We start from the raw sequence: 23,205 nt of genomic DNA on the forward strand, positions 1-23,205 counted from the left end.
CATGAAAGAGCAAACGAAGCGAGAACATACCCCGCTATCTTCTCATATCCATAAAAACGAAAAGATTTTTAAAGAACGTCTTGGTATGGATGACAGTTTTGATGTTGGTGTACGTAAGTTAAACATACTAGAAAAAGAAGTACAAATTTATTATTGTAACGGGTTAACAAATATTGAAAACGTAATTGAAGTATTAAAAGAATTAATGCATTTGGATCATTTAGATCCTGAAGCGGACACCGTTCAAGAAACAATTGAGAACCATTTAACCCATCTACAAGTCGAATACACAGAAACAATCGAAGACTGTATTTTTTATATGTTAAGTGGTCTCGTCTTTATATTGCTTGAAGATGAGAAGAAAGCCTTCGTTGTTGATGTACGTAATTATCCAGGTCGTTCACCACAAGAACCTGACACAGAGCGGGTCGTTCGTGGTGCAAGGGACGGGTATACGGAGAACATTATTGAAAATACCGGATTAACGAGACGTCACATTCGTGATGAAAATTTACGAAATGAAATTATGCAAATTGGTTCAAGATCGAAGACGGATATTTGTATCTCGTATATTCATGGCGTTGCAGATCCAGACCTCGTTTCAATTATAAAAAAAGAGCTCGAACAAATTGATATTGACGGTATCTCAATGGCTGATAAGACGATTGAAGAATACCTTGTTAATCAAGGGTGGAACCCGTTCCCGCTCGTTCGATATACAGAACGACCAGACGTTGCTTCAACTCATTTGTTGGAAGGACACGTCGCTATTATTGTCGATACTTCACCGTCAGTTATTCTGTTACCTGTAACGTTTTTTTCATCATGTTCAACACGCAGAAGAGTTTCGCCAATCGGCAGCAGTCGGGACGTTTTTACGGTGGCTACGGTTTATCGGGATTATTTCATCCATTCTTATCGTTCCTCTATGGTCATTGCTCGTTTTACAACCAGATATGATTCCAGATGCGCTTAGTTATCTCGGTCCTGAAGAAGAATCAAACGTCCCACTCATGGCGCAAGTGCTCGTCGCTGAGTTTGGAATTGAGTTGTTACGAATGGCCGCCATTCATACCCCGTCTCCACTAGCGACGGCTCTCGCTTAGTGGCAGCCTTATTGATTGGTGATGTTGCGATTAGTGTTGGTTTGTTAACGCCTGAAGTTATATTGTATATGTCACTAGGGGCAGTCGGAATTTTTGCGGTTCCTAGTGCTGAGATGGGAACAGCTTTAAAGATGCTTCGAATTGTACTCATCATCGCAACGGGTTTGTTTTTGAGTTACGGACTCGTCATTGCGTTAACTGTCGTGTTGATTCTCATGACGGGAATGAAACCACTTCATAAACCGTATTTATGGCCGTTTCTCCCGTTTGATCCGAAAGGAATGTGGCAAATTGCCATTCGTACAACGGTGCCAAGCATGAGACTTCGACCCCGAATTGTGAATCCGAAAGATCCGGTTAAACAAGGAGACAATTAAAAACAGAGATGGTACAATAATTGGCATGAATAGTGAGAGGTGAGGGCATGTCAAACGATGTACATCAAAGAAGCATCACGATTGGTGGCGTGAGCGCCGAAGAACTAGTAAATACGTATGGTACGCCACTGTATGCCTACGATACCACGGTGATTCGCAATAAAGCTCATGCCTTTATCGATGCGTTTAAAGAAGAAGAAATTAATTTTCAAGTTGCTTATGCGAGCAAAGCCTTTAGTACAGTTGCAATGGTTCAACTCGCCGAGCATTTAGGTTTAAGTTTAGATGTCGTTTCTGGTGGAGAATTGTACACAGCTAAAAAAGCTGGTTTTCCAATGGAGAAGGTTCATTTCCACGGCAACAACAAAAGTTTAGAAGAAATTAAAGAAGCGATTGAGCTTGGAATCGGCTGTTTTGTTGTTGATAATTTTCATGAATTATCATTGCTTTCTAGTGAGAGTAAAAGACAAGGAAAAGTTGCGCCAGTCTTACTACGAGTCACACCGGGTGTTGAAGCACATACGCATGCGTATATTTCTACTGGACAAGAAGATTCCAAGTTTGGCTTTGATCTTCAAGCTGGACAAGCAAAACGTGCAGCCGTTGAAGTGTTAGAAGACGATTCTTTACATTTACTTGGCCTTCATTGTCATATCGGCTCACAAATCTTTGAGACCGATGGATTTATTGAGGCCATTGATATTTTGTATCGTCATTTACAAAACTGGAAACAAACGTTGTCGTATGAAGCTGAGGTCGTTAATACTGGCGGTGGTTTTGGAATTCGCTATACAGACGACGACCAACCACTCGACCCGTCCGTATTCGTAAAAACAATCGTCAAAGCCGTAAAGGAAGCTTCCGAACGTTCAGGCATGGCAATTCCTGAAATCTGGATTGAGCCTGGGCGCTCAATTGTTGGAGAAGCAGGAAGTACAATCTATACGATTGGCTCAGAGAAAGTTATTGAGAATGTTCGCCACTATATTAGTGTGGACGGTGGAATGAGCGACAATATCCGCCCAGCGTTGTATGACGCAAAATATGACGCGGCGCTTGCTCACCAGGCAACGCCTGATAATGAACAAGTGACGTATGCAATTGCTGGAAAAGCTTGTGAAAGTGGTGATATGCTTATTGATGCCATCACGCTTCCAAAAGCAAAATCGGGGGACTTGTTAATTGTTTATTCGACAGGAGCTTATGGATATTCAATGGCAAGCAACTATAACCGACTCGCTAAGCCTGCGGTTGTGTTTGTAGAACAAGGCAAGCATCAACTGGTCGTTAAGCGAGAAACGTATGAAGACCTTGTCAAAAATGACCTTTCGCTACAATCCTTAGACTAAGTTTGCTGCAGGATAATTCTCCCCTTTTCGAACGAGAACTTGCTGATCGGGTCTCGCATATGTATAATGATACAAGATACGATGTTAAAGTGAGGAAATGTGGCTTTAAAGCATGGCTCGTCCATGTTTTTGTTTTTTCATGTCACAAGAACGAGTTGTATCTCTTTGTATGTAAGAGGGGAGAGTCAGGCAAATGTTAGTGAAATATAAATCATCGTTTAAAAAAATCGCGATGGGTCTTTTATCTTTCATGCCGGACCTTAAAGATATAAAAACGTTGACAGAGACGATTAATCGATATGAAAATGAAGATAACTGGAAGTTGTTTTTATGGAAAAAGGACGACGACTTTGTAGGAGTTGTCGGTTATATTGAGCGTGATGATGGTACCATTTTGCTTGAGCACGTTTGTGTGAATCCGTCTTATCGTTCTGAAGGCGTTGGCGTTCAAATGGTATGCACATTAGAAGACCGCCTCGATAAAAGTCTTGTAGGCAATGAAAAGACCGAACCGTTCCTAAACAGTTGTCAATCGCATCGCGCGAACATGGAAATGTAGTCGTTTAAGCTCTTAGCGGATGATCGCTAAGAGCTTTTCTCGCTTGCATTATTTTTTTAACGTGGAGGAGTCATTTTGGAACGTTATCAAGTAAAGTTGGAAAGCTTTGAAGGACCGCTTGACTTGTTGTTGCACCTTGTACAACAAGCTGAGGTTGATCTTTATGACATACCGGTTGCAGAGATTACTGCACAATATATGACGTACATACATGCGATGCAACAACTCGAGTTGGACGTTGCAAGTGAATACCTCGTCATGGCATCGTCACTACTCGCAATTAAAAGTAAAATGTTACTGCCGACACCTGAGTTGGTAAATGAAGACGAAGAATGGGAAGAGTGGGAAGAAGAAGACCCGCGTGAAGAATTGGCGATGCAGCTCGATTTGTATCGGAAATATAAAGAAGCTGCAAACTTTCTACAAGAGCAAAGCGATCATCGTGCCAAGCGCTATAGCAAATCTCCTACAGATCTTGAACAGTATAAAGATTATACTGAAGTTCAAGAAGTGGATGAAGACGTGGATGCGACCGTCACGGATTTAATCCAAGCTTTTCAAAAGATGAAACAGCGTGTGCGAATGCGTTCGCCAAAGCATACGACCGTTGAGCAAGAAAGGCATTCAATTGAAGAGCGAATGACTGTCATTACAGATGTGTTAGCAGGCCAAAACTCACCCGTTTCGTTTCAACAAGCGTTTGCTATCGGAGAAATGGACAGACAAGTGACGACGTTTATTGCGCTCTTGCAACTCGTGAAAGATGGCGATGTTTCATGTGAGCAAGAGGAGAATTTTGAAGATATTTGGATTCAGGCTAAAGGAATGAGTGTACATGCATGAGGAGTTAACCGGTATTATCGAAACGCTTCTTTATGTAAGTGGTGATGAAGGCATAGACGTCGCCCGACTTGCAACAGTATTAGAACTTGAAGAAGATAAAGTGAGCCGTGAGTTAGAGCGTTTGAAAGAGGAATATGAAGAAAAAGGGTATACATTACAACTGATGAAGTTTGGGAGTGTCTATACGTTAACGACGAGACCGAAGTATGCTTCTTACATCGAACGATACGCAAAGCCGCCTGAACGCTCAACATTGTCACAAGCAGCTCTAGAGTCACTTGCAATTGTCGCTTATCGACAGCCTGTGACTCGGAGTGATGTGGAAGAAATTCGTGGCGTAAACGCAGATCGAGCCTTAAGCACGCTCGTCAGTAAAGGATTAGTAGAAGAGTCTGGCAGGGCCAAAGGAATGGGGCGTGCCATTCTTTACGTTACGACCGAACGTTTTCTTGACGTTTTTGAACTTGAATCATTGCAACATTTACCGAAGATCGAAGAAGATCAAGACCAAGATGTAGAACAAATGGACTTGTTCTTAAGCAATTACAAAGACCTTCAAAGCGATGAATAAAACGAGTTAGCCTTAGTTCTCTGAACTAGGGCTTTTTGTTGCTATGTTTTACTGCTCATGCAAGAGATGGGCTTATAAAAACATAGTAATTTGGAACAAGGCATTAATTTAGTGCAATCTTACGCGCCATTAATAAACGATTCTTCCAGCCGATCATGGCTGGTTTTTTTATGTTTTAGGAAAGTATTGTCACGTATGAGCCTTGTTCTTCGGCAGACAATAAAATTAATCAAGAAAGTAGGTGAATACGTTCGTGAAACACTTTCGATCTTTGTTTATCGTTAGTTTACTACTTATTGGCTTGTTGCAAGGGTGTTCAGAAGAAAGCCGTGAGTTATTGATGAATGATTTGTCCACGCACCATACAGATGAATTACATGCCGTACAATTGGAACATTCGCCATATGCAGATGATCAGCCAGAAGAGCACCAAGCACTTGCTCAAAAAGCGAAAAGCATTACAAAAACGTTGGAACACGTTACAGATGTATACGCGGTTTCTTTAGGTAACCACGTTTTTATAGCGCCACAAGTTGAACATCACATTCGATTTGAATTAAAAGAGTTCGGTGAACGTGCTGAAAAGAAGTTAGACGCACGGCTACCTAGTACGACACAACTTCATTTCTCTACCGACCAAAAAGCGTTTCAAGAACTTAAGAAGTTAGAAAAAGATGTAGATGAGAAGAAAATTGACGGCTATGAAACACATGAACGCTTGTTAGAAATTCAAGAGTATATGAAACCATTATAGGAGGAAACGTATGAGTCAACAAAATGGCGATCAAATGGAAAAGGAAGCCTATCAAAAAGTAGCCAGCCGGATTGAACCGAAACGGCCAATGCTTATGAACTGTGTAAAAGCATTCTTTGTTGGAGGGTTCATTTGCGTAATTGGCCAATGCATTAGCACATTTTACATGCATTTTTTTCACTTTAATGAAGCTACGGTAGGAGCACCGACGGTTGCGACATTGATTTTTATTTCAGTGTTACTAACAGGTTTTGGTGTTTATGATAAATTTTCTCAATTTGCAGGTGCTGGTACGGCTGTACCTGTTACAGGCTTTGCGAATTCAATGGCTTCAACCGCTATTGAGTACAAAACGGAAGGTTATGTGCTTGGAGTTGGAGGTAACATGTTTAAGCTTGCAGGCTCGGTAATCGTATTCGGTACGGTTGCAGCTTTATTATCGGGATTATTTATACGGTCGCTACAGGTCAATGGGGGGCGATGTAATGTACATTAGCAAACAGAGCTTTCGTTACGAAAGTGAGCCATGCATCGTCTCGTCTGGTGTTGTTGTCGGTCCGACCGAAGCAAAAGGACCGCTCAAGGATCATTTCGATAAAATGTATGATGATTTGTGGATCAATGAAGATTCCTTTGAAAAAGCTCAAAAAAAAGTTAATGGAAGAAGCGTGTAAAGAAACGTTAACGAAAGCAAACATTACCGCAGAAGAGGTTGCCTTTCTATTTGGTGGTGATCTGATTAATCAAATTACCGGTACGAGTTTTGCTTCGCGAACGTTAGGCATTCCGTTTTTCGGTTTGTTTGGGGCGTGTTCTACTTCAATGGAAGCCTTATCACTTGCTGCAATGGTCGTTGAACAAGGAGCGCCATACGTTTTGGCAGGAACGGCTAGCCATTATGCAGCAATTGAAAAGCAGTTCCGCTATCCAATTGAGTACGGTTCCCAAAGACCACCAACCGCCCAACGAACGGTCACAGCTGGTGGGGCAGCACTCGTAGCACCAACTGGATCTAACATTCATGTGACGAAATCAACGATCGGTAAAGTGATCGATAACGGCATTAAAGATCCGTTTAATATGGGAGCGGCGATGGCGCCTGCCGCAGTGGATACGATTATGACGCATTTTAATGATTTTCATACGTCTGAAGAAGATTACGACTTAATTTTGACCGGTGATTTAGGACAAGTTGGACGCTCAATCGCACTTGAATGGTTTCGACAAAAAGGTGTGACCTTACCAGAAGGGAAGTTCCAAGATTGTGGGCTAATGATTTATGATGATGAACTGAAGCCATGGCAGGAGCGAGTGGGACCGGTTGTTCAGCAGCAGTCGTTTTTAGTAAGATCCTACAAGAAATGCAACAAGGAAAGTATAAAAAAATACTCGTTTGTGCAACAGGAGCACTTCTTTCACCGTTAACGTATCAACAAAAAGAGTCGATTCCATGCATTGCTCATGCTGTTGTGATTGAACGGAAAGGGGCGTAAACGATGATTTTTCTATGGGCATTTATTGTAGGTGGCCTTATTTGTGTAGTCGGTCAGCTTATGATGGACGGTTTGAAGTTAACACCTGCACATACGATGGCAACACTCGTTGTAGTCGGAGCAGTCCTCGATGGACTTGGACTTTATGAACGATTGATCGATTTTGCGGGAGCGGGAGCGACCGTACCGATCACAAGCTTTGGTAACCAACTCGTGCACGGAGCACTTGCAGAAGCAGACCGTACAGGGTTAATTGGTGTGATTACTGGGATCTTTCAAATTACGAGTGCAGGGATCTCGGCTGCAATCATCTTCTCATTTCTTGCAGCGCTCGTTTTTAAACCGAAAGGTTAATGCTCAAACGTATGTAACGTTAGCTCACCGTTTTGTTTCGTGACGGTTAAGCGACCATAGTGATCCAAGTCGGCATAGAAGATATCTTTTAATGAGCGGATGTTTTGTTTTTTTTAGCATCGTCATCAGTTGAAGTTCATCAATATGAAATTTTTTTCGTCGTACTCTGATCAAGTTCACCGTCGACGATTAAAGGATAGGACAACCGTTCTGGTTGTCCATTTTCGTTTTTTTAAGATGCTTAAACGTCCGTTTGCTTCGATAATGGCATAGTGAATAGAATCGTGATGAAATACGTCTTTCTCTCGTAACATTCCGATAATATTGTCTAGCGTGTAATGGATGTGTCGGATGTTCTTTGGAATGAATTTGCCGTGCTCCATAACAATGGTCGGGGCAAATGTGACCCGCTTACCGAATGGTTTATAACGTAACGTCAAATAAGTCCAAAACCGTTGGAAAAATGCAATTGCAACGATTGCATAAGCTGTATGTATGTGTGGAACCGTTGGATCTGCAATATCGGCACCGGTAACTGAAGCTAGCGTAATCATGATTAAGTAGTCAAATACAGGCAATTCACCAACGGACCGCTTTCCCATAAACAACGTACAGACGAGCAGTAATGGAATGATGGTCACAATTCTTCCTGAGACGACTGCAAAATCAGCAAGTAAGTTTTCCATTTATTAATGTACCTTTCTTTTTTTTATACAGTTTGCCTCTGATTGCTCGTTTCATTCTGTAATCATACTTTGTCCAACGATCACATAGATTGAGGTAACGTGTGGTGGCAGGAGGGAAAAGGGATGAAAAGGCGAGGGATTGGATGTTTAGTATTGGCACTTTTATTTATCATACATCCATGGACGGGACAGGCTGAAACACCAGCAAGCGAAGCGCCATTCTCTGTTTCAGGAGAAGCGGCAGTATTGATTGAGGTCGATAGTGGTCGAGTGATGTATGAGAAAAACGCGGATACAAGTTTGCGGATTGCGAGTATAACGAAAATTATGACGGCTCTCATTGCAATTGAACAAGGCGAACTGGATGATCAAGTCACCATATCAAGTAACGCGGAAGGAACCGAAGGGTCTTCTTTGTATTTACGTGCAGGTGAAAAAGTAACGCTGGAGGACTTGATTTACGGATTAATGCTTCGCTCTGGGAATGACAGTGCTGTAGCCATTGCTGAACACGTTGGTGGCAGTATTGATGGATTTGTTTATTTGATGAATGAAAAAGTTCATGAACTTGGGTTAGAAAAAACGGTGTTTGCCAATCCACACGGACTTGATGACCATGAAGAGCATTACTCAAGTGCAAAAGACATGGCAGTGATTATGCAAGAAGCAATGAAATACGAGAAGTTTCGTGACATTTCAGGAACGAAGATTCATAAAGCACCGAATGAAAACGAGTCGTGGGACCGAGTGTGGAAAAACAAAAACCGACTGCTCACAGAGCGATACGAGTATAGTACAGGAGGAAAGACAGGCTTTACGAAAAGAGCTAAGCGTACACTCGTCTCTTCTGCGGAGAAAGACGGTATGGAATTAATTGCAGTCACGCTCAATGCACCGTCTGATTGGGACGACCATGTTCGGATGTTTGAATATGGGTTTAGTGACTACGAAATGACGACACTCATTAACGAGGGTGAACTTACAAGAAGCGAAGTACAAGAAGATTTATCAGGGTTGTACGTAAAAGAAAGTGTGCGTTACCCGCTGAAAGAAGATGAAGAAAAGCGAGTCGTTCCGAAAGTCGTATTAACAGAAGAAGACGATGAGCGTGCAGGTAGTTTGCAATTTATGTTAGATAATCAGACGTTAACGTCATTGCCTGTATTCAAAATGGAGGAAGAAGTTGACGAAAAGCCGTCATTTTGGTCTCGCATAAAGCAACAATTTGAGCAATGGATGAGGTGAAACGATGATTAATTGGATATGGATGACCATGCTAATCATCGGATTAATATTTGCAGTGATAAACAATCGGATGGACGAAGTGAATGCTGCGATTTTCGAAGGGGCTGAACAAGCCGTAACGTTAAGTTTTGGCTTGATTAGCGTATTGGTGTTCTGGCTTGGCATGATGAAGATTGCCCAAGAAGGTGGCCTATTAAAGGCTTTGTCGAAATTTCTTGCACCTGTCATAGGAAAATTGTTTCCAGAAGTACCTAAAGATCATCCAGCAATGGGTTATATTCTATCGAATATGACCGCTAATTTCTTTGGTCTTGGAAATGCAGCAACACCGATGGGGATCAAAGCGATGGAACAGTTAAAAGTGCTAAACGGTGGAAAAGACGAAGCAAGTCGCTCAATGATTACGTTTTTAGCGATTAATACAGCGAGCATTACGCTAATACCAACGACAGTTATAGCGATTCGAATGACATATGATTCTCAAAACCCTGGAGAAATTATCGGCACGACAATTGCTGCGACGATTGTTGGTGCTACGAGTGCAATACTCATTGATCGTTATTTCCATTGGCGTCGAACGAGACGAAAAAAAAGGTGAGATAAATGGTTATTCTTTCAACAATCTCCATGTATTTAATCCCAGTATTGTTGTTCGTTATTTTAGCGACCGCGATTTATAAAAAAAGTTCCGGCTTATGAAACCTTTGTTGATGGAGCTAAAGACGGCTTTCAGCTTGCGATTGGCATCATTCCTCCACTCGTTGCGATGCTCGTTGCGATTTCAATTTTCAGAGCATCTGGTGCGTTAGATTTTATTTTAGCAGGCATCGCTCCTCTGCTTGCAATGGTTGGTGTTCCCCCAGATATCGTACCTCTCGCCATCATGAGACCGTTATCTGGGACAGGGGCACTCGGCATTATGAGTGACCTGATTGCCGTTCACGGCCCAGATTCATTAATCGGTCGAATGGCTTCCACGATGCAAGGGAGTACAGACACAACGCTTTATGTAATTACCGTTTATTTCGGAGCGGTCGGCATCAAGAAAATTGGGGATGCGTTAAAGGTAGGTTTATTAGCCGATGTTTGTGGATTACTTGCGGCAATCTTTTTCGTAGTTCTTGTGTTTGGTTCGATGTAAAAAAGGTCATGCTGATAAAAAAGCATGGTCTTTTTGTTTTGTAAGAAAATTAGCGATGTTCAAAAGGCGTGTCTCCTCCTTGAACAATCAAAGTGTTAAGCGTATGATAAAATGCGAGGTGAAGACATGGAACGTTTGCAAAAAGTAATAGCCAAGCAGGGATTACGTCAAGAAGAAAAGCTGAATCATTAATTCTCGCCGGTCGTGTGAAAGTGAATGGCGAGGTTGTCAAAACACTCGGTACAAAAGTTGGTGAGCGCGCAACAATTGAAGTGGATGATGTACCGATTACTAAGGAAGCGCCTGTTTATTATGTGCTTTATAAGCCTAGAAAGGTCATCTCTGCTGTAAAAGATGACAAAGATCGTAAAGTCGTTACCGACTTTATTGAAGAAGAAGAAGCACGCATTTATCCTGTTGGTCGTTTGGACTACGATACGTCTGGTTTAATTATTTTAACGAACGACGGTGAATTCTCTAATTTAATGATGCACCCGAAAAGCAAAATTAAGAAAACGTATATCGCTAAAATTAAAGGGAAGCCTTCAAGAGAAACGTTAAAACAGTTAGCCAAAGGTGTTCAGTTAGAAGATGGAAAAACATTGCCAGCGAAAGTTTCCTTTAAATCTGGTAATAAACAAAACGATACGTCAATTATTGAGCTTGTCATTACAGAAGGTAGAAACCATCAAGTACGAAGAATGCTTGAGGCAGTCGGCCATCCAGTCCTTAAGTTAAAGCGAGAACAATATGGATTATTAACACTAGAAACGATGCAACCAGGTGATTATCGTCCGTTAAAACCGATTGAGGTGTCACGACTTCGTGAATTAGCTGTCACATAACCGTCATAGAAACGTGGAGTATCTTAAGCGTATAGTCGGTATAATTGTTGTTGAAATAAGAGCCCTCACGAGTTAGGACGAGGTGATTGTATTGAAAGAGAAAGAAATTATTTGTGAATGTGGGCACGTGAACCCATTCGGTACTGAAGTTTGTGGCTCATGCGGGAAGCCTCTCGTCAAGAATGATTCAAATGAGTTATTGAACATGCGCTATGAAGGTGCAGCGCGACGTTCCCAAACGTATAACAAGTCGATCATAGATAAGGTATGGAATTTCTTCTCATCTGTAAAGGTAGGAATTACCATTATTGTCGTGATATTAATCGCATCGGCAGTCGGAACAATCTTTCCTCAAGAATTATTTATTCCGCCTGGACAAGATGCTGCGACTTATTATGCTGAAGAACACGGCTGGGCTGGAGAACTGTACTATACACTCGGTTTTCATAATTTATACGGATCATGGTGGTACATGTTACTCATTACAGCACTTGGGATTTCAATTCTGATTGCAAGTATTGACCGTTTCTTCCCGCTATACAAAGCATTAAAAAACCAACGGGTTACACGTCATGAGAAATTCATGTCCCGTCAACGTATTTTCGGACGCTCAACGGTATCCGACCAAGATGACACGATGAACAAAGCCGTGTCACTTCTGAGAAAGAAACGCTACAAGATTTTCGAAGAAAATGGAAACGTGCTTGCTGAAAAAGCGAGATGGGCAAGATGGGTCCTTACGTTAACCATATTGGCCTCATTATCTTTTTAGTAGGTGCTATGCTACGGTTTTTCCCTGGTATGTATGTGGATGCGAACATGTGGTTCGTGAAGGAGAAACTGTGCCAGTTCCTGGTACAAGCCAAGACTATTACTTAGAAAACTTACAATTCGACGTTGAACTTTATGACGAAGATGACGAGCGCTTCCAAGGGGCAATGCAAGCCGCTCCTGGCGCAGAACACATTGAGACATTCCGAACACACTCGATTCTATACAAGCCAACAGATGAGTCTACGGTCGGTGCAGGTCGAGAATTAGAAGCGATTTCAGAACAAGACATTGAAGTGAACAGACCGCTCTATTTCGATAACTATTCTGTGTATCAGCTTGATTACAAATTGAATGAGTTAAGTGCGATGAGTTTTGATGTGGAAGATCGTGAAACAGGGGAGCCTGCTGGATCCTTTACGGTTGATTTAAACAATCCAGAAGACTATTACACGCTTGATAACGGTGAAGAAGTCTACATCTACGATTATTTCGCTAACTTCATCATTAACGATGCGGGTGAACCGACAACAGAGAATAACGTTCCAGATAACCCGGCATTTATCTTCGAGATGACAAATGAAGATGGTGAAGAAGAACTGACATTTATTCGGATTCAAAGAAACTTTGAGATTAGAGACGACGAAGATGATCCACATCAGTATGCCTTTACATTTGCAGGCATTGATACGAATCACGTCACCGGCTTAAAGGTCCGTAAAGATTTGACGCTACCATTTCTCATTGCTGGTGGTTCAATATTCTTGTTGGGACTCTTACAAGGTTCGTATTGGCCACACCGTCGAATTTGGTTACAACGAGAAAACGATGGAGAGATCCTCATTGCAGCCCACACGAACAAAAACTGGGAATCCATCAAAAAAAGAAATTCGTAGTGTAACTGAACAAACAGAGCTTAGTGAACCTGTGGATCAGACGGATGAAGAGTATGAAAAGGAATACAAGGAAAAGGATAATCTTTAAGAGTGTGCCGCTCGTGAACGAAACATGAGCGGTTAGGAGGTACACGTATGAATTCTCTAGCAGAGTTAAGCAGTAATTTACTCTACATTGCCTTCTTCTTTTATTTTGCAGCGACTGTCTTTTACATTTTATCTGTAACAGGTCGTCAATTCCGAAATAAAGAGGGAAATGTTAAGAAAAATCGCTGGGGTACTTGGGGGTACATTGCAACAGTTATTGGTGTTGTATTTGCTTTTGGGTATTTCTTTACGCGGTGGGCAGCAGGTGGACACCCGCCAGTTAGTAACATGTTTGAGTACACCGCATTTCTAGCGATTTGTTTTAGTCTTGCATTCGTTGTTATCAATGGAATTTATAAATCAAATGTACTCGGTTTGTTTACAATTCCAGTCATCATGCTAATTATTGCATATGCTTCCGTTTTCTCAACAGAGATTGCACCACTCGTACCGTCATTGCAATCAAACTGGTTAGCAATTCATGTTATTACGGTAGCATTGGCACAAGGGATTTTAGCCGTAAGTTTTGGAGCTGGACTCGTTTACTTAGTCCGTACGCTCGATTTGTCAGGTAAGAAAATGACGAAACGAACGTTTGGTATTGAGTTTATTATGTATACGTTATTAACAGGTCTTGCATTTGTTATTCTTACAAACGTTTTTGAAGCTACAAATTATGAAGCGCAATTTACGTATGTAAATGAGCAAGGCGAAGACGCTGAGAAGACGTACAACTTGCCAGCGATTATCGGTCCAAATGAAGGGGTTCTTCAAACAGAAGATCGCTTTTCTCCGATCTTTTACGCACCTGATTGGATCATTAGCGAAGATTTAAATACAGTCGTTTGGTCATTTGGTAGTGGTTTCCTTCTTTATTGGGTGATTCGTTTAATTGGACGTAACCGCAGAATTGCTGCGATGTTGCAACCTCTCTTAAAAGGGGTAAAGCCACAAACGGTTGATGAATTAAGTTACCGAGCGATTGCGATTGGTTTCCCATTGTTTGCTCTTGGTGGACTTGCCTTTGCAATGATTTATGCTCAAATTGCATGGACAAGATTCTGGGGTTGGGACCCTAAAGAAGTATGGGCGCTTATTACGTTCTTCTTCTATGCAGCATATTTACACTTAAGACTATCTAGAAACTGGATTGGTGAGCGATCTGCTTGGCTTGCGGTAATCGGATTTGCTATCATTATGTTTAACCTCATTTTTGTTAACTTAGTGATTGCCGGATTACACTCCTATGCATAATCAGCAATTCGCTTATTAGAAAGTATGAAAGAGGCGCTCTGTAAAAGATCGCCTCTTTCGTTCTAGTTGTTCTAGAACGTAACCATCATTGTTGTGGAGGGTTTATGTGTATGGAAACTGAATTTGAACGCGAACATGAAGTGAAAATTCTCGTCGTTGATGATGAAGAACGCATTCGTCGACTTCTTCGTATGTATTTGGAACGAGAGAAATATACGGTCGTAGAAGCAGAAAACGGTGAAGAGGCACTTCAATTAGCAACTGAAGATGATTATGACTTAATTTTGCTAGATTTAATGATGCCAGGTATGGACGGCATTCAGGTGTTACAAGAGTTGCGTACGGTTAAAGCGACGCCTGTTGCTATTCTGACTGCAAAAGGTGAAGAAGCAAATCGCGTCCAAGGATTTGAAGAAGGTACAGATGACTATATCGTTAAGCCATTTAGTCCAAGAGAAGTCATTCTTCGTGTAAAAGCGCTACTTCGCAGAACGTCATCTACGCGTTATTTGCAAACGGACACACAAGCGAAGAACATTCTCGTATTTGATGCCATTTCAATTGACCATGATGCGCATCGTGTGACGGTAAAAGGGGAAGAGGTCGCACTAACGCCAAAAGAATATGAGTTGCTCTATTACTTGGCTAGTTCTCCAGATAAAGTATTTTCAAGAGAGAAGTTACTAAAGGACGTATGGAAGTATGAGTTCTTTGGTGATTTACGTACTGTAGACACCCACGTAAAACGCCTTCGTGAGAAACTAAATAGCATTTCAACAGACGCAGGTGACATGATTACGACGGTTTGGGGAATTGGCTATAAGTTCGAAAATGTGAAGCAAAAACAATGATTTGGCGGAGCATTGTAGGGAAGCTTTGGATTACGATTTTGATGCTCGTTACAGCAGTATTGGGCATTTTAGCAATACTGCTCTTTCAGTTTTTTTTGAAAACTTCCATCTATCACAAGTTGAAGATGAGCTGAGTAATCATGCGTCTTTTATCGTTGCGACCATTGAACAAGGGGAAGGACAACCACAGTCCTTCCGCTCCGTACGTCAATTGGAGCATGCGCACGGAATGAAAGTCGTTATTTTTCGCGAACATTCCATATTGGACGACAGATCCCGCTGTAGAAGAGAGTAATTACATACCACCGTTGTTTTTTTGCCAACCATCATACGTTTGAAGCAGTCTTTGAAGGCGAGCGACAAGTCATTAGTCCAATCGCGTATGAGCAGCCTGGTGATGAACAACCTTCAGAATATATTGTTGTTGGTGCACCTGCTTACACACAAAACGATCAATTTGCAATATTCCTATACAATTCATTAGATTTAATGGATGAAACGACAGCTGAGACGAAACGAATTATCTTGCTTGCTGCAGGGATCGGTTTAATTTTAACGACCTTTTTTTGCCTTTTTCCTTTCTAGCCGAGTAACTGCACCTCTTCGAAAGATGCGACAAGTAACACTTGAAGTTGCAAAAGGGAAATTCGATACGTCCGTTCCGATGCTAACACACGATGAGATTGGACAGTTAGCCATTGCGTTTAATCGAATGAGACGGCAATTGAACAATAATATTAATGCGTTAAATTATGAAAAGGCACAACTAACGAGAATTCTTAGTTCAATGGCAGACGGCGTGATTACATTGAATCGTCGGGGAGATATGGTCGTTACAAATCCACCAGCAGAACGCTTTTTAGAAGCGTACGCCTATGAGAATGACGAGAATCAAGGGTTGCCTGAACGTTTGCAATTACTATTCCAAAAAGTCGTTACTCATGAAGAAGAGGAATGGGTTGAATTATCGGTACAAGGAAGAACGTATGCGTCCTTAATGACCCCGTTGTACGATGAAGACCACGTTCGAGGAGTTGTCCTCGTTATTCGAGATATGACCGAAGAACGTCAACACGACAAACTTCGAAAAGACTTTATCGCAAATGTTTCACATGAACTAAGAACTCCGATAGCGATGTTGCAAGGGTACAGCGAAGCATTGCTTGATCATGTCGCTGAAACTGAAGAAGAGAAAGAAGAAATGACGAGGATTATTTACGATGAGTCCCTTCGAATGGGTCGGTTAGTGAATGAGTTGTTGGATCTCGCTCGGATGGAGTCAGGGAATATCACCCTCATCAAACAAGATTTTGAAGTCGTACAGTTAGCCAAAAAAAGTACATCAGAAATTCCAGCAAATGGCGAAAGATGCAGACTTAGATTTGCACTTTAACTCTAGTGAAGAAGAAGCAATCATTTATGCGGACCCAGATCGAATTGAGCAAGTGTTAACGAATCTGTACTCGAACGCTGTACGTCACACCGAATCTGGTGGAAGTATTACGTGTAGCATGTCTTCAACAAATGAAACCGTAAAGATCCATATTACGGATACGGGAACTGGAATTCCAGAAAGTGATTTACCGTTCGTATTTGAGCGATTCTACAAAGCTGATAAAGCGAGAACGCGTGGCAATGCCGGAACGGGTCTTGGACTTGCAATCGTTAAGAACATCATTGAAAGTCACGGTGGAGAAATTGTCGTTCAGAGTAAAGAAGGTATGGGGACGACATTTACAATCACACTTCACAAGGCTCTAAAGAGAAAAGACTAGAGAACGTAACTTAGTACAGTGCTCTTTAATGTTGAGCACTGTACGATATTAAGAAGTAACAATTAGGAGGTGGACGAGAGTGAAGATTTATACAAGAGGTGGCGACCAAGGGAAAACGAGTGTGATCGGTGGAAGGCGTTTTAAACACGATTTACGAATCCATGCATACGGCGCTTTAGACGAAGTAAATAGTTTTATCGGGCAAGCGAGAGTCATTTGTGAACAATCTGAGCTTCACGTCTTAAAACCGCAATTGTTAACGATTCAACATGAATTATTTGATTGCGGCAGTGATCTTGCTACGGTGAAAGAAGATGCTGTTTTAAAAGTGCAACCAGCGATGATTGAGCAATTGGAAGCGTGGATTGATGCGTACACAGAAAAATCACCACAACTTGAACGATTTATTTTACCTGGGGGTTCAGAACTAGCCGCTTCGCTCCACGTATGTCGCACAGAAACGAGACGGGCCGAACGTGCAATAGTAGAACTTAAGCAAGAAGAACCGATTCATGAACCGGTTTTGCAGTATGTAAATCGATTGTCTGATTACTTTTTTTGCCGCTGCGCGTTTTGTGAATCATTCTCTGAATGTGTCCGATGTTGAGTATGAGCGCAGTGCCATTGTTTTTAAGGAATAAATGAGGTTCTACCTCATATACTGATTGCTGGTAATCATATATGGTTAGGAGTTAAAAGCATGTTGGATTATGTAAAACGATTCGGTATGGTATTGTTGTTTGCAGGAGTTTTACTCGTCATTATGAATGTTCTAGTCGTTACAACTTTTACAGTCTAAAGAGCAGGTTCTACAAAGGAGCGAGCTTATGGAAGCCAGAGATACTCCTGTTTCAACGATCAAGTGGTTAAACGAGCAAACGAAAGCTCGAGAACAAGTGTGGCTTCTGGCGTTGTTTCGTTTTATGTTAAAGTACATTGAAAAACAAGGATCGGTAGAATTGGATGAGGATGGACTGATTCGTCGTGAAGCTTGGCTTGATATCGAACAAATGCTTCACTACCAATTGCTACATGACAAAAAGACTGCAGATGTACATCTTTATCGATTGTTTCAACACGTTTCACTTCTAGAAGGTTGGGTTCTCTTGAGGAATAATGAGCTCAAAGTTACAGACGAAGGAACATTGTTTCTTAAGAAAAGAGAACCAGAGCAACTAACGAAAATTCTTCACTACTTTTTTTCCAAGGTCATAACGAAGCCCCTTTTTAAGACAACGTCGTCTAAAAGGGGCTTTTGTATCGTTTAAAGTTCAATAACGTCAGCTGCGAGTATTGCTGGAACAGACGTTAATTGTTCAATTGCATCTTGAGGGATTTCTTTATCGACTGAAAGCATCATGATTGCATCGCCGCCTTCTTCTTTACGACCGACTTGCATCGTTGCGATGTTCACGCCATGCTTTCCTAGCGCCTGACCCATCTCACCAATTACACCAGGTTGGTCTGTGTGTCGAATATAAATTAAGTGACCCGATGGGAAAAGGTCGACGTTAAATTCATTAATACGAATAATCCTCGGTCCAAAAGCATCAATGTACGTCCCGCGAACGAGAAACTCACCAGCCGTTCCTTTGATGTTTGCCTGTATGATGTTCGCATACCCGTAGCTTTCTGAGCTGTGAGCTTCACTGTAGGAAATGCCTCGCTCTTTGGCGATGATTCCTGCGTTTACTTCGTTAACCCCTGCGTCAACTCGTGGCGAAAGAAAACCTGACATAAAACTTCTCGTCAGTACTGACGTCTCTTCAGTTGCAATGTCGCCGCCAAACGAGACATCAATATGTTGAACGGGGGTTTTAACACATTGCGATGCGAAATAACCCATTACTTTCGTTAAATCATAATACGGTTTAATTTGCTCATAAAGTTCTTCAGAAATTGCAGGTAAGTTAATGGAGTGTGTTGCAGGTGCCCCGTTTAATACTTGAGCAATTTCATACGACACTTGTGATGCAACACTTTCTTGTGCTTCATGCGTGGAAGCAGCAATATGAGGAGTTGCAATAACTTGTTTTAGGCTAATTAAGTCGAAATTATCAGTCGGTTCGTTCACGAATACGTCAAGTGCAGCACCACCTACATGACCATCTTCAATTGCTTTTTGAAGGGCGGTTTCATCAATGATCCCACCGCGGGCAATGTTTAGGATTAACACACCACGTTTTGTTTTCTTTAATGTTTCTTCATTTAGCAATCCTTTTGTTTCTTTCGTTAATGGCGTGTGTACAGTGATGACATCTGCTTGATTGAGCAGGTCCTCAAGGTCTACGAGTGTAACGCCAGCTTTTTTCGCGCGCTCTGGAGTCAGAAATGGATCATAGACGACGACTGACATTTGAAAAGCAGCAGCTCTTTTAGAAAGTTCTGAACCAATGCGGCCGAAACCGATAATGCCGAGTGTCTTTCCCCTTAGTTCCATCCCTTGAAACGCTTTACGGTTCCACTCTTTTGCTTTCACTGACGCATACGCTTGTGGGATGTTACGAGAAAGTGCCATCATCATGGCGAATGTGTGTTCAGCAGTTGAAATTGTGTTTCCATCAGGAGCATTAATGACGATCACACCATGTTTCGTAGCTGCATCTAAATCAATATTATCGACACCGACTCCTGCTCTAGCAACGATTTTAAGATTAGGCATGCGTAATAACAGCGCCTCATCAACTTGAGTTGCACTTCGTACAACAAGAGCAACGAAATCCTCTAACGAGTCTAATTCTGAAGGTTTCTTCTGGACGACTTCAATTCGTGGATCATCAAGCAATGGACGTAATCCTTCGGTACTCATTGAATCAGCGACAAGCACATATGATACAGTAACACTCACCAAACCCAGCTCCCTTTTTCTATGTATGTAGTTCTGTAACGCATGAAAGTGAACCTGTCAAAAAAATGCTCTATGGAGAAGAGCGACAGTTACGAGGAAGATGTCGTTTCAAATCGTAATGGATCACGATGAAACGGTTCGTTCGCATATTTAATTGAAGATGATGGACATTCTTCGTATGCATCGAGAAAATCATCCTCTTTCTCTTCTGGCACAGCACTCATTCCAGTATTATCATCTGGAACATATTCTGACAAGCCTTCTTCATCATAATCAAAAAGGTCAGGAGCAGCTAAGCTACAAGCGCCACAAGCAATGCAAGTATCTTTATCGACGATTGTAAAAATAGCCATTCATAAAACCCTCCAGATCATGTAAGTTACGTTTCATTGTATGCCTTTCAAGTGATTTTATCAACCGTTTCACGAACGTGTCACGATGTTCTCACAAAGTTCTTCGCAAATGAATTGTAAAAAATGAGTGCTTGCGGTACTGTACTTGTATATAGTTCGGAATTGTACGGAAAGGGGAAGGAATATGGGGACAAAGTATCGTAGTAAAGAAATGAGTCAACGACAAGATAAGGATGAGTCCGCTGCTACTTTAGCGTCCACCCCTTCTAGGGTTCAAACGTACGGAAGAAAAAGGCGGGAACAACCAGCAGGTGAGCAAGAATCCGTTGCTACTACAAAAGAGAGTAAGAAAAGAAAACGTCAAACGAAAAGTCCAATATTGATTCAAGTTTTAACGATTGTGTTCGTCGCGCTTGTCATCTTTATCTTGTCTACCGCTATTTGAAAACTTGTATATATGCAGTCAAGCCTCATATAGTGTATTGAGGTGAATGAAATGATTAATAACGGAATGATCTCGCCAACACTTGCAAAATTGTTACGAGAACTAATTAAACGAAAAAAAGCAGAAAAGAAAGAAGAGCGCACGGTCATAACGCTTGGGTGGTGTTCAGCGGCGTGCTGGTTAATTGCTTTGTCGTACATCATCTTCGGTTTTGGAAGTGAACATACATCGATTGTAAATCGAACAACAGAGTCTGAACTCGGTCCACTGTTGATCGTCATGGGATTAGGTGCAACAGCCATGCTCACCGTGTATAGAAAGCGATACGATGAGGCAGAAAAAGACTACAAATCCCTTAGAAATCAAGTGATTGATCGCTATGATGAGTTCTGGGGTGACGAAGAGTTAAAAGGCATGCGTTATGACGTGTATGACTGGCTAGAAAGGGAACATGGTGTTAATTTATTCTACCGGTAATGACTTCTTTGTCGCTTTTGAATGCCCAATAACGGCGTAGTGTGATTTTAAAAAAAGCTGTTTTAGAAACAGTTACACATTTATTCGAAATGTTTTGAATTTTGCCGAAAGCAACAACCCTTTGTTGAGTGAGACAAAAAACCTGAACAGGCATTCCAATTCGCTGGTTAAAATGCAAGTCTTCATCGAAGATCAACAGATGATCTTTCAGTGTTGTTCTACACATGGCAACGCCTCCTTTGCATCTTATTGATATAATAACTGAAAATTCACGAAATGAGAAGTGGATAATCGCCTAAATAATTGGTATAAAAAAGCAGACGAAGAATAGCTCGTCTGCTTTTTTACGGCGTTTGAGAAAAGTCTTGTGCAAGGATGAGCCCGATAAAACAGAGCACCACTCCAACACCCATCAAAAGAAATGGAATGAGGAGCTTGCGTTTTAAATACAGAAAAAGAAGTAAAAGTAAAAATCCTCCGCCAAACAGGCTTGTTCCAATAATAAATGTCGTATATTCCATGATTCACCTCGTGTACATACGTTGAATCCCTTATAATTATAATAGAAAATGGTTCATTACGACTAGCGTGTTCATGTCAATTTGTTGAAAAATGAAAGGGGTAATCTCTTGAACATAGAAGACTTACAACCAACTAAAATCGTCGTTTTAACTGGAGCGGGAATGTCTACAGAGTCTGGTGTACCAGATTTCAGGTCACAACGTGGTCTTTGGAGTCGTTATAATCCTGCGAAAGTAGCGAGTGTAGATTCGTTAGAGAATCATTATGAGCTGTTCTCAGAATTTTATCGAGAGCGAATGAAAGCACTTAGAACGATAGAGCCTCACCGTGGTCATCGCATTTTGGCGGAATGGGAGGAAGCAGGCAAACTGCATGCGATTGCAACTCAAAATGTCGATGGGCTACACCAAGTAGCTGGTAATAAAAACGTCTTAGAACTTCACGGTAGTATTCGTTCTACTCGATGCCATCAATGCGAACGCGTACAAAGTGAAGAAACCTTTTTACGCAGTACGCATTGTGAACATTGTCAAGGAGTGTTAAGGCCAAATGTTGTACTGTTCGGTGAGATGTTACCTGAACTCGTTTGGGATGAGGCCGTAAAGAAAATTGAAGAAGCAGATGTTTTACTTGTCATCGGAACGAGTTTACAGGTGAGTCCGGTTAATCAGTTGCCATATGTCGCGAAAGGGAAGACCGTTTACATTAACGATGAGCCGAGTGATTTTCCGTTCGATTTTTGGATCAACAAGACGATCAGTTCTGGTCTCTCTGATCTTAAAAAAAAGCGTGGGGATAGACGTTATGACGTTACTTTTGTTTTTATTGTTGCCTTTAGTTATTATGTTCATCGCGATGAGAATTCAAGCAAACACGCTCGTCGTGGAAGAAAAAAACGTTTCAAGTTGAAGGTAACCATAAAGATTGTTCACTATTATTTATTAGTGATTTGCACAAACGAAGACTAAACGATCGTCACATAAAAACGATAAATACAGTAGATTGTGTCATCGTAGGAGGGGATTTTGTAGAGCGAACGACGACGGTTGAAACGCTCAAACACAATCTCAACATGTTAAAGAGATTATCAACACAAATCATCGTCGTTTATGGCAATCATGATTATAGGTGGGACCAACATCGATTAAGGACCATATTGGATCAAGAAAACATTACAGTCTTAGAAAACGAAGGAATGTACATTTCTGATTCTGTCTATGTGTATGGCACAAGAGATGAATCAACGAAACAAGCAGTCGTTCAAAAGCGAGGTCTTGGCGATTACTACATTCTTGTCAGTCACAATCCTATCGTTGCGCTACAGCAGACAAACAGTCGTCTGTATGACTTAATTTTATCAGGGCATACACATGGTGGTCAGATACGATTGTTCGGTCTCGGTCTTCGCGAGCGGGGAAGATGGCTACAAGTAGGTAGTGCCAAGATGAGAATTAGCAACGGGTTTGGTACACGTAAGGTTCACTTACGGTTAGGAGCACCTCCTGAAGTACACCACATCCTTCTCAAAAAGGGCGCGACAACGTCTTTAAGTCGTGAACGCAGATGAGGGTAATTGAATAGCGTATACCATAACAGCATTCAA

The 23,205-nt window shown here is 41.5% G+C and carries 24 protein-coding genes and 8 pseudogenes; 27 read left to right on the forward strand and 5 right to left on the reverse strand.

The genetic code is table 11. The annotated features are described in order from the left end of the window. Position 1 precedes the first annotated feature (1 nt). The 9 genes and pseudogenes from JCM19055_RS06850 (at position 2) to spoVAE (ending at position 7,406) form a co-directional block, all read left to right on the forward strand. Positions 2-1,483 (forward strand): annotated as a pseudogene (locus JCM19055_RS06850) (spore germination protein). A 47-nt stretch (positions 1,484-1,530) separates the two neighbouring features. Continuing rightward, on the forward strand, positions 1,531-2,832 hold the full coding sequence (lysA, locus tag JCM19055_RS06855; RefSeq protein WP_042359128.1) for a diaminopimelate decarboxylase: 1,302 nt from the start codon (positions 1,531-1,533) through the stop codon (positions 2,830-2,832). Between the two features lie 193 nt (positions 2,833-3,025). After that, on the forward strand, positions 3,026-3,391 hold the full coding sequence (locus tag JCM19055_RS06860) for a GNAT family N-acetyltransferase (protein ID WP_042359130.1): 366 nt from the start codon (positions 3,026-3,028) through the stop codon (positions 3,389-3,391). A 75-nt stretch (positions 3,392-3,466) separates the two neighbouring features. Beyond that, positions 3,467-4,234 (forward strand): segregation/condensation protein A, encoded by a 768-nt coding sequence (locus tag JCM19055_RS06865; protein ID WP_042359131.1) that lies wholly within the window; start codon positions 3,467-3,469, stop codon positions 4,232-4,234. Further along, the gene (scpB, locus tag JCM19055_RS06870; protein WP_042359132.1) at positions 4,227-4,805 is read left to right on the forward strand and encodes an SMC-Scp complex subunit ScpB; all 579 of its coding nucleotides are present in this window, start codon (positions 4,227-4,229) and stop codon (positions 4,803-4,805) included. Before JCM19055_RS06865 ends, scpB begins: the two co-directional genes overlap by 8 nt. A gap of 253 nt (positions 4,806-5,058) precedes the next feature. Then, positions 5,059-5,559, forward strand: a complete 501-nt coding sequence (locus JCM19055_RS06875; protein ID WP_042359134.1) for a YhcN/YlaJ family sporulation lipoprotein — start codon at positions 5,059-5,061, stop codon at positions 5,557-5,559. Between the two features lie 10 nt (positions 5,560-5,569). Next, positions 5,570-6,045 (forward strand): annotated as a pseudogene (gene spoVAC / locus JCM19055_RS06880) (stage V sporulation protein AC). After that, a pseudogene (gene spoVAD / locus JCM19055_RS06885) lies at positions 6,045-7,052 on the forward strand (stage V sporulation protein AD). Before spoVAC ends, spoVAD begins: the two co-directional pseudogenes overlap by 1 nt. A gap of 3 nt (positions 7,053-7,055) precedes the next feature. Continuing rightward, on the forward strand, positions 7,056-7,406 hold the full coding sequence (gene spoVAE / locus JCM19055_RS06890; protein WP_042359139.1) for a stage V sporulation protein AE: 351 nt from the start codon (positions 7,056-7,058) through the stop codon (positions 7,404-7,406). 176 nt (positions 7,407-7,582) lie between these two features. Here spoVAE and JCM19055_RS06895 read toward each other — a convergent pair whose 3' ends face one another. Next, complete coding sequence (locus JCM19055_RS06895) at positions 7,583-8,092, reverse strand: DUF421 domain-containing protein (protein WP_052366024.1); 510 nt, start codon at positions 8,090-8,092, stop codon at positions 7,583-7,585. A 123-nt stretch (positions 8,093-8,215) separates the two neighbouring features. Here JCM19055_RS06895 and JCM19055_RS06900 point away from each other — a divergent pair, with 123 nt between their 5' ends. The 14 genes and pseudogenes from JCM19055_RS06900 to JCM19055_RS06945 all read left to right on the forward strand — a co-directional run bounded on the left by JCM19055_RS06900 (position 8,216) and on the right by JCM19055_RS06945 (position 18,225). Next, the gene (locus tag JCM19055_RS06900; RefSeq protein ID WP_042359141.1) at positions 8,216-9,337 is read left to right on the forward strand and encodes a D-alanyl-D-alanine carboxypeptidase family protein; all 1,122 of its coding nucleotides are present in this window, start codon (positions 8,216-8,218) and stop codon (positions 9,335-9,337) included. Positions 9,338-9,341: 4 nt separating this feature from the next. Further along, positions 9,342-9,935, forward strand: a complete 594-nt coding sequence (locus JCM19055_RS06905) for a nucleoside recognition domain-containing protein (RefSeq protein WP_042359142.1) — start codon at positions 9,342-9,344, stop codon at positions 9,933-9,935. Between the two features lie 5 nt (positions 9,936-9,940). Then, positions 9,941-10,478 (forward strand): annotated as a pseudogene (locus JCM19055_RS06910) (spore maturation protein). Positions 10,479-10,604: 126 nt separating this feature from the next. Beyond that, positions 10,605-11,323, forward strand: a pseudogene (locus JCM19055_RS06915) (pseudouridine synthase). A gap of 205 nt (positions 11,324-11,528) precedes the next feature. Further along, positions 11,529-12,202, forward strand: a pseudogene (locus JCM19055_RS31455) (cytochrome c biogenesis protein ResB). Next, on the forward strand, positions 12,145-12,990 hold the full coding sequence (locus JCM19055_RS31460) for a cytochrome c biogenesis protein ResB (protein ID WP_370543038.1): 846 nt from the start codon (positions 12,145-12,147) through the stop codon (positions 12,988-12,990). The pseudogene JCM19055_RS31455 and the gene JCM19055_RS31460 overlap by 58 nt, the downstream one beginning before the upstream one ends. 135 nt (positions 12,991-13,125) lie before the next feature. Beyond that, the gene (gene ccsB, locus JCM19055_RS06925; protein ID WP_042359144.1) at positions 13,126-14,331 is read left to right on the forward strand and encodes a c-type cytochrome biogenesis protein CcsB; all 1,206 of its coding nucleotides are present in this window, start codon (positions 13,126-13,128) and stop codon (positions 14,329-14,331) included. Positions 14,332-14,441: 110 nt separating this feature from the next. Continuing rightward, positions 14,442-15,182, forward strand: a complete 741-nt coding sequence (locus tag JCM19055_RS06930; protein ID WP_042359146.1) for a response regulator — start codon at positions 14,442-14,444, stop codon at positions 15,180-15,182. Between the two features lie 25 nt (positions 15,183-15,207). Beyond that, on the forward strand, positions 15,208-15,477 hold the full coding sequence (locus JCM19055_RS31465) for a hypothetical protein (RefSeq protein ID WP_152549792.1): 270 nt from the start codon (positions 15,208-15,210) through the stop codon (positions 15,475-15,477). A 71-nt stretch (positions 15,478-15,548) separates the two neighbouring features. Continuing rightward, positions 15,549-15,608: pseudogene (locus JCM19055_RS31470) on the forward strand (hypothetical protein); the annotation flags it as partial. A 184-nt stretch (positions 15,609-15,792) separates the two neighbouring features. Then, on the forward strand, positions 15,793-16,575 hold the full coding sequence (locus tag JCM19055_RS31475; RefSeq protein ID WP_193745339.1) for a histidine kinase dimerization/phospho-acceptor domain-containing protein: 783 nt from the start codon (positions 15,793-15,795) through the stop codon (positions 16,573-16,575). After that, entirely contained in the window at positions 16,541-16,957 is a 417-nt protein-coding gene (locus JCM19055_RS31480) for an ATP-binding protein (RefSeq protein ID WP_193745340.1), read from the forward strand. The genes JCM19055_RS31475 and JCM19055_RS31480 overlap by 35 nt, the downstream gene beginning before the upstream one ends. A 79-nt stretch (positions 16,958-17,036) precedes the next feature. Beyond that, positions 17,037-17,598: pseudogene (locus JCM19055_RS06940) on the forward strand (cob(I)yrinic acid a,c-diamide adenosyltransferase). Between the two features lie 186 nt (positions 17,599-17,784). Next, entirely contained in the window at positions 17,785-18,225 is a 441-nt protein-coding gene (locus JCM19055_RS06945) for a hypothetical protein (RefSeq protein WP_042359148.1), read from the forward strand. Here JCM19055_RS06945 and serA read toward each other — a convergent pair. Together serA and JCM19055_RS06955 are read right to left on the reverse strand one after the other, a co-directional pair. Continuing rightward, a complete protein-coding gene (gene serA, locus JCM19055_RS06950; RefSeq protein ID WP_265181909.1) occupies positions 18,222-19,805 on the reverse strand; it encodes a phosphoglycerate dehydrogenase in 1,584 nt (527 codons plus the stop codon). The genes JCM19055_RS06945 and serA overlap by 4 nt on opposite strands. An 89-nt stretch (positions 19,806-19,894) precedes the next feature. Then, positions 19,895-20,158 carry a ferredoxin gene (locus tag JCM19055_RS06955; protein ID WP_042359150.1) on the reverse strand — a complete coding sequence of 88 codons (264 nt, stop codon included), beginning with the start codon at positions 20,156-20,158 and terminating at the stop codon, positions 19,895-19,897. A gap of 184 nt (positions 20,159-20,342) precedes the next feature. Between JCM19055_RS06955 and JCM19055_RS06960 the strand changes: the two genes are divergently transcribed. Both JCM19055_RS06960 and JCM19055_RS06965 read left to right on the forward strand, forming a co-directional pair. Then, positions 20,343-20,603, forward strand: coding sequence for a hypothetical protein (locus JCM19055_RS06960; RefSeq protein ID WP_042359151.1), 261 nt, complete (start codon positions 20,343-20,345; stop codon positions 20,601-20,603). A 51-nt stretch (positions 20,604-20,654) separates the two neighbouring features. Further along, entirely contained in the window at positions 20,655-21,080 is a 426-nt protein-coding gene (locus JCM19055_RS06965) for a DUF2663 family protein (protein WP_042359154.1), read from the forward strand. On the opposite strand, the gene JCM19055_RS06970 is transcribed toward JCM19055_RS06965, so the two are convergent. Both JCM19055_RS06970 and JCM19055_RS27190 read right to left on the reverse strand, forming a co-directional pair. Beyond that, positions 21,061-21,306, reverse strand: coding sequence for a hypothetical protein (locus tag JCM19055_RS06970; RefSeq protein ID WP_042359156.1), 246 nt, complete (start codon positions 21,304-21,306; stop codon positions 21,061-21,063). The genes JCM19055_RS06965 and JCM19055_RS06970 overlap by 20 nt on opposite strands. Before the next feature lie 118 nt (positions 21,307-21,424). Further along, a complete protein-coding gene (locus tag JCM19055_RS27190) occupies positions 21,425-21,601 on the reverse strand; it encodes a hypothetical protein (RefSeq protein ID WP_193745341.1) in 177 nt (58 codons plus the stop codon). Positions 21,602-21,709: 108 nt separating this feature from the next. Between JCM19055_RS27190 and JCM19055_RS06975 the strand changes: the two genes are divergently transcribed. Together JCM19055_RS06975 and JCM19055_RS06980 are read left to right on the forward strand one after the other, a co-directional pair. Next, the gene (locus JCM19055_RS06975; protein ID WP_265181910.1) at positions 21,710-22,570 is read left to right on the forward strand and encodes an NAD-dependent deacylase; all 861 of its coding nucleotides are present in this window, start codon (positions 21,710-21,712) and stop codon (positions 22,568-22,570) included. Then, complete coding sequence (locus JCM19055_RS06980) at positions 22,552-23,169, forward strand: metallophosphoesterase (protein WP_042359158.1); 618 nt, start codon at positions 22,552-22,554, stop codon at positions 23,167-23,169. The genes JCM19055_RS06975 and JCM19055_RS06980 overlap by 19 nt, the downstream gene beginning before the upstream one ends. Positions 23,170-23,205: the final 36 nt, after the last annotated feature.

Origin of the sequence: Geomicrobium sp. JCM 19055 (assembly GCF_000698185.1) — a bacterium.
GTDB lineage: Bacteria > Bacillota > Bacilli > Bacillales > Marinococcaceae > Geomicrobium_A > Geomicrobium_A sediminis.

Bases quoted from the DNA above. Each gene is read 5' to 3' on its own strand.
- JCM19055_RS06905 (WP_042359142.1), top strand. From the start codon at position 9,342: ATGATTAATTGGATATGGATGACCATGCTAATCATCGGATTAATATTT.
- JCM19055_RS06965 (WP_042359154.1), top strand. From the start codon at position 20,655: ATGATTAATAACGGAATGATCTCGCCAACACTTGCAAAATTGTTACGA.
- lysA (WP_042359128.1), top strand. From the start codon at position 1,531: ATGTCAAACGATGTACATCAAAGAAGCATCACGATTGGTGGCGTGAGC.
- scpB (WP_042359132.1), top strand. From the start codon at position 4,227: ATGCATGAGGAGTTAACCGGTATTATCGAAACGCTTCTTTATGTAAGT.
- JCM19055_RS06895 (WP_052366024.1), bottom strand. From the start codon at position 8,092: ATGGAAAACTTACTTGCTGATTTTGCAGTCGTCTCAGGAAGAATTGTG.
- JCM19055_RS06930 (WP_042359146.1), top strand. From the start codon at position 14,442: ATGGAAACTGAATTTGAACGCGAACATGAAGTGAAAATTCTCGTCGTT.
- spoVAE (WP_042359139.1), top strand. From the start codon at position 7,056: ATGATTTTTCTATGGGCATTTATTGTAGGTGGCCTTATTTGTGTAGTC.
- ccsB (WP_042359144.1), top strand. From the start codon at position 13,126: ATGAATTCTCTAGCAGAGTTAAGCAGTAATTTACTCTACATTGCCTTC.
- JCM19055_RS27190 (WP_193745341.1), bottom strand. From the start codon at position 21,601: ATGGAATATACGACATTTATTATTGGAACAAGCCTGTTTGGCGGAGGA.
- JCM19055_RS06860 (WP_042359130.1), top strand. From the start codon at position 3,026: ATGTTAGTGAAATATAAATCATCGTTTAAAAAAATCGCGATGGGTCTT.
- JCM19055_RS06970 (WP_042359156.1), bottom strand. From the start codon at position 21,306: ATGTGTAGAACAACACTGAAAGATCATCTGTTGATCTTCGATGAAGAC.
- JCM19055_RS06955 (WP_042359150.1), bottom strand. From the start codon at position 20,158: ATGGCTATTTTTACAATCGTCGATAAAGATACTTGCATTGCTTGTGGC.
- JCM19055_RS31480 (WP_193745340.1), top strand. From the start codon at position 16,541: ATGGCGAAAGATGCAGACTTAGATTTGCACTTTAACTCTAGTGAAGAA.
- JCM19055_RS31475 (WP_193745339.1), top strand. From the start codon at position 15,793: ATGCGACAAGTAACACTTGAAGTTGCAAAAGGGAAATTCGATACGTCC.
- JCM19055_RS06900 (WP_042359141.1), top strand. From the start codon at position 8,216: ATGAAAAGGCGAGGGATTGGATGTTTAGTATTGGCACTTTTATTTATC.
- JCM19055_RS06945 (WP_042359148.1), top strand. From the start codon at position 17,785: ATGGAAGCCAGAGATACTCCTGTTTCAACGATCAAGTGGTTAAACGAG.
- JCM19055_RS06960 (WP_042359151.1), top strand. From the start codon at position 20,343: ATGGGGACAAAGTATCGTAGTAAAGAAATGAGTCAACGACAAGATAAG.